Source organism: Nonomuraea ceibae, from assembly GCF_019396325.1.
GTDB lineage: Bacteria > Actinomycetota > Actinomycetes > Streptosporangiales > Streptosporangiaceae > Nonomuraea > Nonomuraea ceibae.
The window spans coordinates 109264-122340 of sequence record NZ_JAHKRO010000002.1; the positions used below are offsets into that span (position 1 = coordinate 109264).

The following is a 13077-nucleotide window of genomic DNA, read 5'->3' on the forward strand; positions in this document are numbered from 1 at the left end:
CCGCACGGTGCACCTCACTTGAAGGGGGGTGTCGATTGTCCCAGCGCCTCCCACGACCGGCGCAAGAGGCGATAGAACTTGTTATATCTAGGCCAGCGGCAGGACCCGCCTGACGCTCTGGCACACGCCGTCGCTGGCGGCCGAGGCGGCCAGCCGCTCCTCGCTCGGCACGCCGTACTCGGTGGTGCGCTGCCGGACCGGCCTGCCGGTGACCTCCGCCATCGCGCGCAGCTCGCTGATGGTCTTGTACGAGCCGTTCTCCGAGCCGGCCATCCGGCTGATCGTCTCCTCCATGAGGGTGCCGCCGAGGTCGTTCACGCCGCCCTGGAGCACCTGGCGGCACAGGTCGTCCTGGAGCTTGACCCACGAGCACTGGATGTTGGCGATGGCGCCGTGCAGCAGAATCCTGGCCAGGGCGTGCACGGCCCGGTTCTCGCGGGCGGTCGGGCCGGGCCTGGCGACCCCGGCCAGGTAGATCGGCGCGCTGGTGTGCACGAACGGCAGCAGCACGAACTCGGAGAACCCGCCGGTCTCCTCCTGCAGCCGCCTGATCAGCTTGATGTGCCTGACCCAGTGCAGGTGGTCGTCCACGTGCCCGTACATCATGGTCGAGGTCGTCGGGATGCCGACGCGGTGCGCGGTGGTGATGACCTCGATCCACTCCTTGGCGGGCAGCTTGCCCTTGGTCAGTACCCAGCGCACGTCGTCGTCGAGGATCTCGGCGGCCGTCCCGGGCAGGGAGTCGACCCCGGCCTCCTTGGCGGCGTGCAGCCAGTCCTCGATGGAGAGGTTCGTCCGGCTTGCGCCGTTGATGACCTCCATCGGGGAGAAAGCGTGCACGTGCATGCCCGGCGTGCGCTCCTTGACCGCCCTGGCCAGGTCGAAGTACGCGGTGCCGGGCAGGTCGGGGTGGATGCCGCCCTGCATGCACACCTCGGTGGCCCCGGCCAGCCAGCCTTCCTCGGCCCGGTCGGCGACCTGCTCCAGGCTCAGCGTGTAGGCGTCGGCGTCGGTGCGGCGCTGGGCGAACGCGCAGAACCGGCAGCCGGTGTAACACACGTTCGTGAAGTTGATGTTGCGGTTGACCACGTACGTCACGTCGTCGCCCACGGCCTGGCGGCGCAGCTCGTCGGCGATCCCGGCCAGCTCCTCCAGCGCGTCGCCGTCGGCCGACAGCAGCGCCACCGCCTGCTCGTCGGTCAGCCCCGCCGGGTCGCGCTCGGCGGCCCGCAGCGCCTCCCTGACGTCGCCCGGCACGGCGCCGCGCCCGGAGGCGGCCGGCAGCCGCTCACGCAGCGCCTCCCAGTCGCCGTAGACGTGGTCGAAGTCGTCGCGCCGGTCGCCGGTCCGGCCCGTGGTGTCCACCTCGACGTGCAGGTCCACCCGGCCCGTGGGGGCGAACCCGCCGTCGGGCTCCTGCCACGGCAGCCCTTGCGGCACCGCGTCCTGCCTGGCCAGGCCGGTCTCCGGGTCGGCCAGCGCGGCCACGTGCGCCATGACGCGGGGGTCCAGCCACGGCTCCCCGGCCCTGACGTACTCCGGGTAGACCGTCAGCCGCTCGCGCAGCCGGAACCCCGCCTCGGCGGTCCTTGCGGCCAGCTCGTCGATCTGCGGCCAGGGGCGCTCGGGGTTGACGTGGTCGGGGGTGAGCGGCGACACGCCGCCCCAGTCGTCGATGCCCGCGCGGATCATCAGCGCGTACTCGGCGTCGACCAGGTTCGGGGGCGCCTGCACCCGCGCCCGCGGGCCCAGCACGAGCCGGGCGACCGCGATGGTCGCGGCCAGCTCCTCCAGGTCGGCGTCCGGCAGCCCGCGCATCGCCGTGTCCGGCTTGGCGCGGAAGTTCTGCACGATGACCTCCTGGACGCCGCCGTACTCGCGCGCCACCTTCCGGATCGCGAACAGCGACTCGGCCCGGTCCTCGACGGTCTCGCCGATGCCGATCAGGATGCCGGTGGTGAACGGCACGTTGCTGCGCCCGGCGTCCTCCAGCACCCGCAGCCGCACCGCCGGGTCCTTGTCGGGCGAGCCGTAGTGCGGCTGCCCCTTCTCCTCGAACAGCCGCCGCGAGGTCGTCTCCAGCATCATGCCCATCGACGGCGCCACCGGCTTGAGCCGCTGCAGGTCACGCCAGCTCAGCACACCCGGGTTCAGGTGCGGCAGCAGCCCGGTCTCCTCCAGCACCCGCACCGCCATCGCGCGCACGTACGACAGCGTGTCGTCGTAGCCGTGCGCGTCGAGCCACTCGCGCGCCTGGTGCCACCGGTCCTCCGGCCGGTCGCCGAGCGTGAACAACGCCTCCTTGCAGCCCATCGCCGCGCCCTGCCGGGCGATCTCCAGCACCTCGTCCGGGCTGAGGAACGGCGCCTCCAGCTTGTGCGGCGCGGTGGCGAACGTGCAGTAGCCGCACCGGTCCCGGCACAGTCTGGTCAGCGGGATGAACACCTTCCTGCTGTACGTGATCACCCCCGGGCGGCCGGCGGAGGCGAGCCCCGCGTCCCGTACGCGGGCGGCGTGGTCGAGCAGGGTGTCCAGGTGGTCGCCGCGTGCCTGCAGCAGCACGGTGGCCTCGGCGGCGTCGAGCGCCTTGCCGTCACGGGCACGGGCGAGCGCGCGGCGGAACGCGGAATCACTGACAAGACTCATAGCGGCACACTACGACGCGCTGAGTTCTCGTACCGCACCCAGGGCTTCTAGAAGGACCGATAGTCGCGCGCGGCCATCCTCGGGCCGCGGGCCGGCGGGCGGCGGCCGGTGAGCGTGATGAGCAGCGCCGCCCGGTGCCGGTGGCCCCGGTAGGGCTCCAGCAGCCGCAGCATGCCCGGGTCGTCCGTCTTCTCCCCGGTCAGCGCGTAGCCCACGATCTTGGCCAGGTGGAAGTCGCCCACGCTGACGGCGTCCGGGTCGCCGAACACCCGCTGGCGCACCTCGGCGGAGGTCCACACGCCGATGCCCGGCAGCGCGCGCAGCAGCCGGTCGAGCTCCTCGCTGGTGGCGGCGGCCTCCAGCTTGGCGGAGTGCCAGGCGGCGGTGGCGATCGTGCGGGCGCGCACCGCCTCGGCCCCGGCCCGGTGCCAGTGCCAGGACGGGATCTCGCGCCACACCTGCGGCTCGGGCGCCACCCGCATCCCGTCGGGCGCGGGGCCCGGGGCGGGCTCGCCGAAGTGGCGCAGCAGGTAGCGCCAGGCGCGCCACGCCTCCTGGCCGACGACCTTCTGCTCCAGCACCGCCGGGACCAGCGCCTCCATGACGCGGCCCGTACGGCCGATGCGCACGCCCGCGTGCGCGCGCATGGCCTCGACCAGGACCGGATGCCGCGCGGTGAAACCCGACAGGTCGTCGTCGGCGCCCACGAGCGCGGGCAGCGACTCCAGCGCCCACTCCGCGCCCGGCCCCCACGCCCGCCCGTGCACCTGGCCGCCGGCCACCGTCACCCGCAGCGTGACCGGCCCGTCAGGGGTGCGGGAGGTGCGCCACACGGCCCCGTCGGGGGTCCGGCACCAGGCCGGGTCGCCCCCGCCGCGCTTGTGCGCCGCCAACGCCAGGCCCACGTCGAGCGGCCCGGCGGGCGCCCAGCTACGCTCCCTCACCCATCCAGTCTGCGGCACGGAACGAGCAGGTCAGACGTCACTCGAATAGCGGACCGCGCGCTCCGGCAGCTCGATGCCCGGCCAGATGCGCACCCCGGCCTGCAGCTCGTTGCCCGGCCCCACCACGGCCCCGTCGCCGATGACGGCGTCACGCACCACCGTGCCGGCGCACACCCGCGCGCCCTGCCCCAGCACCGAGTCGGTCACGATCGCGCCCGCCTCGACCACGCAGTCGTCGGCCAGCACCGACCCGACGACCGTCGCGCCCGCCTCGACCACCGTGCGGGCGCCGACCGCGGTGCCGCCCTGCACCTTCGCCTCCGGCGACACCAGCGCGCCGTCGAGCGCCAGCCACTCGCCCGCCGGCCCCGGCAGCGCCGGCGACGCCAGCCTGCCGAGCACCAGGTCACGCGACCCCTGCACGTACGCGCTCGGCGTGCCCACGTCGAGCCAGTACGTGCGGTCGGCGTAGCCCAGCACGAGCCGCCCCGACTCGATGAGCCCCGGGAACGTCTCGCGCTCGACGGACACCACCTCGTCACGCGGGATCTGGTCGATCACCGACCGGGTGAACACGTAACAGCCCGCGTTGATCCGGTTGGTGACCGGGTTGGGAGTCTTCTCCAGGAACGCGGTCACCCGCCCGTCGCCGTCCGTGGGCACGCAGCCGAACCTCGTCGGATCCTCCACCTCGGTCAGGTGGAGCGTCACGGCCGCCTCCCGCGCCAGATGCGCCCGCACCTGGTCACCGATGTCATGGCCGGACAGGATGTCGCCGTTGAGGATGAGCACCGGCGCGTCGGGCGGCGACGACAGCGCCTCGGCGGCGTTGCGGATCGCGCCGCCCGTGCCCAGCGGCGTCTCCTCCGTCATGTACTCCAGCGAGAGCCCCAGGGCCGACCCGTCGCCGAACACCGGCTCGAACATCGACGCCTTGTACGAGGTCGCGAAGACGATCCGGCGCACCCCGAACGAGCGCGCCCGCGCCAGCTGGTGGGCCAGGAACGGCACTCCGGCGGTCGGCAGCAGCGGCTTCGGCGTGCCCAGCGTGAGCGGACGCAGGCGCGTGCCCTGTCCCCCGACCAGGAGGATCGCCTCTAGATCCGGCAAAGAGCTCTCCATAACTGTGCGAGGGTACCCAACTATTCGACTGCGCGTTGATAAGAGCTGAGGTGCGCCTCCGCGGAGGCCTCCCAGGTGAACTCCCTGGCCCTGGCCAGACCCGCCTCCCGAAGCTGCGCTCGCCGCTCCGGCGCGGCCAGGAGCTGGGCCAGCGCGGAGGCGATGCTGTCGGCGTCCGGCTCAGTGTAGGCGACCGCGTCGCCGCCGACCTCGGGCAGCGAGGTGCGCTGGGTGGTCAGCACCGGCGCGCCGCAGGCCATCGCCTCCAGCACCGGCAGCCCGAACCCCTCACTGCTGGACGGGAACGCCACCACGAGCGCCCCGCCGAGGAATCCCGGCAGGTCAGGCGCCCGCAGGAAGCCCGGCCGTACCACCTTGACCGTGGCCTCCACCTCCCGGCAGGCGGCGTCGACGTCGTCCTCGTGCACGCCGCCGCCCAGCACCAGCGCCGGCGGATCCGCCAGGCCCGCCACCGCGGCGGCGAAGCCCCGCACCAGGTTCGGCACGTTCTTGCGCGGGTCGAGCGCCCCCAGGAACGCCACGTACGACTGGCCGTGCAGGCCGAACCGGCTGGCCGCCCGCCGCACCTCCGCCTCCGTCGGAGGATGGAACAGCTCCTGGTCGACCCCGTGGTAGGCGACGTCGATGCGGGTCGGGTCGGCGGCCAGCACCCGCACCAGCTCGTCCCGCGTCGCCTTCGACGGCACGATCACCCGGTTGGCGTGCCGCACGGCGGTGCGCGTCGCCGACCGGAAGAACGACGCCTTCACCGCGCTGTGCTGGTCGGGCTCGGTGAACCAGGAGACGTCGTGCACCGTGACGACCGTCCGCAGGCCCGACCGGAGCGGTATCGAGTAATAAGGAGCGTGGATCACCTCGGCCCCCGCCTGGCGGGCCAGCAGCGGCAGGCCCGTCTGCTCCCACGCGAGCCGCGCGGCCCTGTTGGTGATGGAGACCGGGCCCGGGATGATCCGGGCAGAAGGCGCGAGCCGGGTGTAGCGTTCGGCGTCGGCCCGCTGACAGACCACCGCAAGATCGGCTCCCGCCCGGTCGAGAGCCGACACCAGACCGTCCACGTACCTGATCAGCGCGCCGCGGTCGGCCGGGACCGCCGCCGCGTCGACGAGCACTCGAGGCATTACGTAGATCTTCTCCCCTCAAGATCAACGTCGGGACTCCACGTCCCCCTCTTCGTTCAGCTTATGACCAGCGTCCCCTAAATCGTGGCCCAAATCACACTGAGTCCCGCCGTGCAGCGATTCCCGCCAGCCCGGCACAGATCAGATCGCCCAGAACGATCACCACCCGCGAGCACAGCGCCACCGCGATCGCCCGCCCGCTGTCCATCACCGGAGCCAGCGCCACCACCATCGCGGCCTCCCGCACCCCCGCCCCCGCCGGCACCACGAACGTCATGATGCCCAGGCACCACGACAACGCGAAAGCCCCGACGGCGAACACCAGGCCGACATCCGGAGTGATGAAATACAGGTGCACCCCGTAGCAGGTCCACCCCGCCACCGCCCAGCCCAGCGCCGTCAGCATCCCCCGCCGGGTCAACGGCCGCTCCAACGGCTCCCGCCGCAACCTCCGCAGCCCGAACCCGATCACCCCGTTGATCACCCGGGGCTCCAGCAGCACCAGCAGCACCGGCACCAGGAGCAGCAGCCACCCGAACCGGTCCCATCCGAGCGTCACCAGCGTCACCAGCAGGCCCGTCGCCAGCTGGATCGGCATCATCAGGAAGAACGCCGCCGCGCTGCGCGCCCTCGGCACCCCCAGGTCGCGGCCCATCTCCATCTGCGCCAGCATCGGCCACACCGCGCCGGGGATGTACTTGCCCAGCTGGCCCACGAAGAACACCTTCGCCGCCGGGCGCAGCGGCAGCCTCGACCCCAGGTCGGCCAGCAGCGTCCGCCACGTCAGCATCGCCCCCACGAGCGCGCCCACCACGGCCACCAGCGCCCCGCCCAGCATCGGCCAGCTCAGTGCGGCGAACCCTGCCGCCACGGCATCCCACTGCGACGCCACGGCCCACCCGCCGAACCCGAGCGCCACCCCCAGGAACCCCAGCCGCACCGCCCTCTTGAGCCCCCGCCCCTTCCGGCCCGGACGCCTCGCCCCCTCCCCAGAGGGCTCCCCCTCCCAACGGGACTGGCCCTCCGGGGAGGGCGCGCCCTCCCCTGTGGACGGGGCAGTCCCGGAGGGCTCCGCCTCCCCGCTGGGTCCCACGTCGGCGCGGGGTCGCGCTTCCCCGAGAGGGCGAGCGCCCGCAGGTGGCGTCGTGTCCCCGTGGGGTTTCGCATCCGTGAGGGGCCGTGCTTCACCCGATGGGGCGCCCTCTCCCCAAGGGGCGTCCGTGGTCGGGGGGACGGGCCGGGGAGCGGGGGTGGGGTCGTCGGGGCGGGTCACAGTGGGGGGATCCGCTCCGGGGGCTGCGGAAGGGGGGCGCCGGCCGGGAGGCGGGGGCGCTTGGTGGCGACCCAGAGGTAGGTGGGCACGAGCGGCAGCAGCAGCCGCAGCGCCGCCCGGGGCGTACGGGCCAGCACGGTCTGGGCGAGCCGCCCCAGGGCGCCGGGGAACAGCTCACCTCCGGCGAAGCGGCCAGGCGTGGCCAGCACCGGGAACGTGTAGTCCCACACGTGGAAGGCGCGCAGCATGCGGCGCAGCCCGCGCCGGGTGCGGAAGCGCTCGTAGTAGTGGTCGGCCTTCCCGAAGGCGCGCACGTAGCGGTCGGCGAGCGCGGGCGGCAGGTAGGACAGGAACGGCAGCTTGTAGTGCGGCTCCATGATGCCGAGCCGGTTGCCCAGCCCCAGGTAGAGGACGCCGTCGTCGGAGAGCACCCGGTGCATCTCGGCGACCACGGCGTCGGGGTCGACCACGTGTTCGTAGATGTGGTTGAACACGAGCACGTCGAGTGACCCGTCGGGGAACGGCAGCGCGGTGCCGTCGCCGCACACGAAGGCGACCCGTTCGCCGAACCGGTCGGCGGCCTTGCGCAGCCCCGGCACGTCGATGTCGATGCCGAGCGTGTGCCCGGCCCCGGCTGCGGCGAGTTCGTCGGCGATGAACCCGGCCGAGCAGCCCACGTCGCCCACGGTCAGCCCGCCGAGCGGTCCGTGGAAGTGCTCAAGCACCGCGATGATCTTCGCGGCCTTGCGCCTGCGCTTCGCCTCGTCGAGCATCGCGGACTGGAACTCGGAGTATTCCAGCTGCGCGACCCGTTGCTTTCCCACGCCGCCCAACAGTACCCGCGCTCGCCGCCCCCGGCCGTCGAACGGGGCTTCGGTACGGCGGCCCGCCGGGGAATCGCCGGCCGGGGCGCTTCGAGGACGTGCTGGTCACGGCGTTCGTGGGCCTATCTCGGGCACCGTTGCTGAAGTAGCCTTGGGCGGGTGATCCGCCGACTGCTGCGCGTTGTGCTGGCCCTGGTCGCACTCGGCTTTCTCGGCTACGGCCTGGCGAGCAACTGGGACGCGACCCGTGACGCCGTGGCGGGGATCTCGCCGTGGGCGGTGGCGGGGGCGTTCGGCGCGGTGCTGGCCGGGCAGTTCTGCATGCTGCTGGCCTGGCGGCAGGTGCTGGCCGGGCTGGGGTCGCCGCTGCCGGTGCGGGTGGCGGGGCGGATCATGTTCGTCGGGCAGCTCGGCAAGTACATCCCGGGCGCGGTGTGGGCGTACGCGGCGATGATGGAGCTCGGCCGTGACCACGGGAGCCCGCCGCGCCGGACGTTCGCGTGCATCTCGCTGGCGCTGGTGATCAATCTGGGGGTGGGCCTGGCGATCGCGGCGGCCACGCTGGCGTCGCAGGAGGCGGTGCGCCAGGCGTGGTATCTGCTGCTGCTCGTGCCGGTCATCATCGTGTGCCTGCACCCGAAGGTGCTGACGTGGGGGCTCAACCTGGCGTTGCGGGTGGCGCGCCGCGACACGCTCGACAGCGTGCTGCCCGGTCGCACGGTGCTGGTCGCGGTGGCGTGGACCACGCTGGGCTGGCTGGTGTACGGGCTTCACACCTTGCTGCTCGCGGGCCGGTGGGACCTCTACGTGATCGCGACCGGCGCGTACGCGTTCGCCTGGGCGACCGGGCTGCTCACGTTCGTGGTGCCGGCCGGGGTCGGGGTGCGCGAGGGCGCGCTGGTGCTCGTGCTGCAGCCGATCATCGGCACCGGCGCGGCGCTCGCGGTGGCCGTGGTGTCGCGGCTGGCGTTCACGCTGGCCGACGCGACGGCGGCCGGGCTGGCGTTCCTGCTGGGCCGTCAGGCGTCGAGGAGCGTCGAGGTGTACGCCGACCAGAACGGCGCCGGGTCGACGGCCTTGACCCCCGACCGCAACCTCTCGGGCTCGCCGGAGGCGTAGAAGCGCTCGATCGCCGCCCGCAGCGCCCCGACGTCGCCCGGCTCGACCAGCAGCCCGTCGACGCCGTCGGTCACGTGGTCGGCCAGCGCGCCGACCCGGGTGGCGATCACGGGCACGCCGTGCTCGTGCCCGAGCCACACGTTCTGGCTGGCCGTCGCGTTGCGGTAGGGCAGCACGAGCGCGTCCGCCTCGGCGAACAGCTTCGGCACGTCGTCGGCGGCCACGTAACCGGGCCGCAGGTCGACCCGGTCGGCCAGGCCCAGCTCGTCGATCAGCGCCCGGGTCTCGTCGAGCCCGCCCCAGAACTCCCCGGCGACGGTCAGCCCGATCCCCTCGGGCAGCGCGCGCAGCAGCAGGTCGAGCCCCTTGTACGGGCGGACGATGCCGAAGAACAGCAGCCGCCGGTGCACCTCGTCGGAGCGCCCGGCGTGGGTGGAGGGCAGGTGCGGCGGCAGCGCGGCCACGCGCACCGGGCCGCCGGTGAGCTCGCGGGCCAGCCCCGCCTGCTCCTCGGAGTGCGTCAGCACCCCGTCGACCCGCTTGAGCAGCGCCTTCATCAACGGCTGGTCGTACGGCTTGCGCTCGTGCGGCAGCACGTTGTGGCAGAGCGCGACGGTCCGGGCCTTGCGGCGGATGCCGTACAGGATCCCGAGGTAGGCGGGGACCTGCACCGGGCTGAGCACGGCAAGGATCACCAGGTCCGCCGAGCGGAGCCGCCGCCCGGCGGCGACCCACCCGTCCGGCCGCCGCCAGTCGAGGTCACGCCGGGTGTTCGGGTACGGGACGCCCTCGGGGGCGGAGATCGTCTGCTGCCCCGGGTAGAGGAACGACGGGTACTGCGCCCGCCACGACTCGATGACCACGTCGTGGCCGAGCGCCGCGAGCCGGTGGGCCAGCTCGGTGGTGTGCTGCGCCCCGCCGCCCTTGTACGGGTAGGTGGGGCCGACGATCGCGATGCGCACGCTAGTCGCCCCGCGACCGCACGATCAGGTCGGCCAGCAGTGCCACCGAGCCGATGAGCAGGCCGGACAGGAAGATCATCACCGTGTTGGACGGCAGGTAGAAGGGGGTGTCGATCATGTCCCACACGCCCTTGGCGATGCCGATGCCGACCAGCCACAGCGCGGGCGGCATGAGCACCTTGAGCGGGTTGAAGTACATGATCATCCGCAGCACCTGGAGGATGTAGCGGTAGGCGTCGGACACGAAGCTGAACTTCGACTTGCCCGCCCGCTTGGCGTAGTCGATCGGCACGTAGTGGACGTCGTGCTGGTTCATCAGGAACGACAGCGTGATCGTCGTGACGCAGGAGAACCCGGGCGGCAGCAGCCGCAGGTAGGGCCTGGCCACCGACTTGCGGAAGGCGCGCAGCCCGGAGTTGAGGTCGGGGATCTTCTGCCCGGCGAGCATCTCGGCCACCTTGCGGATCACCCATTTGGCCGGGACGCGCAGCAGCTTGTGCGAGCCTTCCTCGCTGGTGCGCGCGCCGACCACCTGGTCGATCGTCTGGTCCTTCTCCAGGAGCTGCACCAGCTCGGGGATGCGCTCGTTGGGGTAGGTCATGTCGGCGTCGGTCCAGACGACGATCTCGCCCCTGGCCTCCTGCGTGCCGATCCGCCGCACGGTGCCGGAGCCGCCGTTGCGGTGGAAGGCGCGGATGCGCAGGTGCGGGTAGCCGGGCGCGGCCTCACGCAGCCTGGCCAGCGTCTCGTCGGTCGAGCAGTCGTCGACGGCGACGAGCTCGTAGGTGTAGCCGCTGGAGTCCATGGCCTTGGTGATGCGCTCGACCTCGTCGATGACGTGGTCCTGCTCGTTGTAGCAGGGCAGGACGATCGTGACGTATGGCGCTTCTTCCACGGCGTTTCCACTCTGGGGGGTCTCAGGCGTGCTCACGTGCGTCGAGGGTACTCTGCCCCGCAGAAACGCGGGTCCACATCAGGTCAAGGGATCGCCATCCAGACGTTGACGCGGAGCGACCAGGTGCCGTCCGGGCGGCTGGTCAGCGAGCGCTCGTCCTGCCGCGTCACCAGGGTCATGACCTGCTGGGGAGTGCCGTAGGGCGCGACCTGGCCGGATTCGGCGGCCAGCACGACGGGGGTGCGGCCGGCCGCGCGCACCCGGGCGAGCACCCGGCGCACGTCGTCCTCGGACGCCTCGTCCGCCTTGGCGGCGGGCGCCCCGCACATGCCGCGTACGACCTGGGTGAACCGGTCGCCGGTGACCCGCTCCACGATCACCACGGAGGCGTCGTCCGGGATGCGCGCGCACATCCGCGCCACCGCCGCCGCCTCGCCGCGTTCGACCGGGGTGAACGCGGTGCCGATCGACGTGAAGACCGGCGGCGCGAGCACCAGCAGCGCGAGCACCGGCGCGGCCCACCGTCGGGGGAAGCGCCGGGGGAAGCGCCGGGCCAGCCATCGGGCGCCCCACACGGCCAGCAGGACCAGGCCGGGGATCACCACGGGCACCAGGCGGCGGGCCGCCCACGGGTGGTCGGGGGTGATCTCCGGCCGCAGCAGCGTCGTCAGGGTCGTCCAGCCGATCACCGCCAGCGGCAGCAGCCAGGCGGTCTCCCTGCCGCGCAGCAGCCGGCGCAGCAGCACCGCCGCGGCCAGCGTGGCCAGCACGACCGCCGGGACGCCGATGTACCACCCCACCCAGTGCAGCGAGTTCTCGAAGTAGAGGCGGGAGCCGTCGGGCGGCAGGCCGTTGGCCTTCTGGATCTGCTCGATGAAGACGAAGGTCCGCCGGTCGTCGACGTTGTCGGGCTCGCGGCGCACGGTCTGCACCCAGGGGCGTACGGCCAGGCCCGCCATGACGAGCACGACCAGCGCGGCCCCGGCCTCCGGCAGCCGGCGCGGCAGCCGTACCCGGGCCAGGGCGGGCGCGGCGGCCGTCCCGGCGGCGGTGAGCAACAGCACGGCGCCGCAGATCAGCAGCAGCGGCTCGACCGATCGCGACAGATAGTTCAGATAGGGGTGGGACAGCACGTAGGCGGCGAGCAGCCCGGCCCCGGCCCCGGCCAGCAGCCCGGCGAGCAGCGGCAGCCCCGCCCCCGAGCCGCGGGCGAGCCGCCCGGTGCGGCCGGGAAGCCGCCGCAGCGCGATGAGCAGCCCGGCGAACGCGAGCGCGGGCAGCACGTCGCGCAGCCCGTCGACCCGGACCAGCACGCTCAGCCCGAACACCAGCCCGGCCAGCGCCGCGAGCGCCCGCCGCTCCCGTTCCAGCGCGTCGTGCACCAGCGCCAGCCCGCCGAACAGCAGGATCACCGACGGGATCTCGCTGAACGTGGTCCGCGACGTGTAGAGCACCGGCATGCTGACCGCGAACGCGAGCGCCGCCACGGGCGCCCACCAGCCGCCGACCAGGCGCGCGGCCAGCCCGCCGACCACGAGCACCGCCAGCGCCCCCAGCACGGCGGGCGTCAGCAGCATGCCGCCCAGCCACTCCCCCAGCGCGTACAGCAGCGGCGGCCCCGGCATGAACTGCGGCACCACCGCCCCGTCGCCCCGGTAGAAGCCGATGCTGTCGAACACCAGCGCCGGGTCCGGCCCGCCGAACGCCTCCGCCCGCGGGTCGATGGGCAGCGAGCCGTGCCGGGCCAGCCACACGGCGTACTGCGCGTAGGTGGCCGGGTCGCGCCGGACGAGCAGCTGCTCGCTGTGCAGGACGGCGTTGAACGCCCCGGACCCGAGCGCCACGGCGAGCACGGTGGCCGTCTGCCCGGCGGTGGCGGTGAGCGGAGCGGCCCGCCGCGCGCCCGCCCAGCACAGCGCCGCCGCGACCGGCAGCCCGATCAGGAACGCGGGCAGCGGCCGGTAGCCGTCAGCGAGGAGCAGCCCCAGCCCGGCCAGCAGCCACCCGGCCACGGCGAGCGCGGGCAGCACGGTGACCACGGCGAGCACCCGGCCCGCCGCCGGGGCGCGCGTCCGGGCGAGTTCCATCGACCAGCGAGCGTATCCAACATCACGACGGCATCACGTCGACGGCATCACGATGACGCCCCGCAG

Annotated in this window: 10 protein-coding genes; 1 reads left to right on the top strand and 9 read right to left on the bottom strand. The window is 73.3% G+C overall.

The genetic code is table 11. The features are described from left to right. Positions 1 to 87: 87 nt before the first annotated feature. The 6 genes from KME80_RS02240 to KME80_RS02265 all read right to left on the bottom strand — a co-directional run bounded on the left by KME80_RS02240 (position 88) and on the right by KME80_RS02265 (position 7948). The gene (locus tag KME80_RS02240; RefSeq protein ID WP_219499674.1) at positions 88 to 2646 is read right to left on the bottom strand and encodes a bifunctional FO biosynthesis protein CofGH; all 2559 of its coding nucleotides are present in this window, start codon (positions 2644 to 2646) and stop codon (positions 88 to 90) included. 47 nt (positions 2647 to 2693) lie between these two features. Continuing rightward, entirely contained in the window at positions 2694 to 3590 is an 897-nt protein-coding gene (locus KME80_RS02245) for a DNA-3-methyladenine glycosylase family protein (protein WP_219499676.1), read from the bottom strand. 30 nt (positions 3591 to 3620) lie between these two features. Next, positions 3621 to 4700 (bottom strand): mannose-1-phosphate guanylyltransferase, encoded by a 1080-nt coding sequence (manB, locus tag KME80_RS02250; RefSeq protein ID WP_246643762.1) that lies wholly within the window; start codon positions 4698 to 4700, stop codon positions 3621 to 3623. 32 nt (positions 4701 to 4732) lie between these two features. Next, positions 4733 to 5851 (bottom strand): glycosyltransferase family 4 protein, encoded by a 1119-nt coding sequence (locus KME80_RS02255; RefSeq protein ID WP_246643764.1) that lies wholly within the window; start codon positions 5849 to 5851, stop codon positions 4733 to 4735. Positions 5852 to 5945: 94 nt separating this feature from the next. Then, entirely contained in the window at positions 5946 to 6791 is an 846-nt protein-coding gene (locus KME80_RS02260) for a lysylphosphatidylglycerol synthase domain-containing protein (protein WP_219499680.1), read from the bottom strand. A 329-nt stretch (positions 6792 to 7120) separates the two neighbouring features. Then, on the bottom strand, positions 7121 to 7948 hold the full coding sequence (locus tag KME80_RS02265; protein ID WP_219499682.1) for a class I SAM-dependent methyltransferase: 828 nt from the start codon (positions 7946 to 7948) through the stop codon (positions 7121 to 7123). A gap of 159 nt (positions 7949 to 8107) precedes the next feature. Here KME80_RS02265 and KME80_RS02270 point away from each other — a divergent pair, with 159 nt between their 5' ends. Continuing rightward, positions 8108 to 9067 (top strand): lysylphosphatidylglycerol synthase domain-containing protein, encoded by a 960-nt coding sequence (locus KME80_RS02270; protein WP_219499684.1) that lies wholly within the window; start codon positions 8108 to 8110, stop codon positions 9065 to 9067. Here KME80_RS02270 and KME80_RS02275 read toward each other — a convergent pair. The 3 genes from KME80_RS02275 to KME80_RS02285 all read right to left on the bottom strand — a co-directional run bounded on the left by KME80_RS02275 (position 8968) and on the right by KME80_RS02285 (position 13011). Further along, positions 8968 to 10029 (bottom strand): glycosyltransferase family 4 protein, encoded by a 1062-nt coding sequence (locus KME80_RS02275; protein WP_219499686.1) that lies wholly within the window; start codon positions 10027 to 10029, stop codon positions 8968 to 8970. The genes KME80_RS02270 and KME80_RS02275 overlap by 100 nt on opposite strands. Before the next feature lies 1 nt (position 10030). Next, positions 10031 to 10924, bottom strand: a complete 894-nt coding sequence (locus KME80_RS02280; RefSeq protein WP_308125584.1) for a glycosyltransferase family 2 protein — start codon at positions 10922 to 10924, stop codon at positions 10031 to 10033. 83 nt (positions 10925 to 11007) lie between these two features. Then, complete coding sequence (locus tag KME80_RS02285; RefSeq protein WP_219499690.1) at positions 11008 to 13011, bottom strand: glycosyltransferase family 39 protein; 2004 nt, start codon at positions 13009 to 13011, stop codon at positions 11008 to 11010. Positions 13012 to 13077 lie beyond the last annotated feature (66 nt).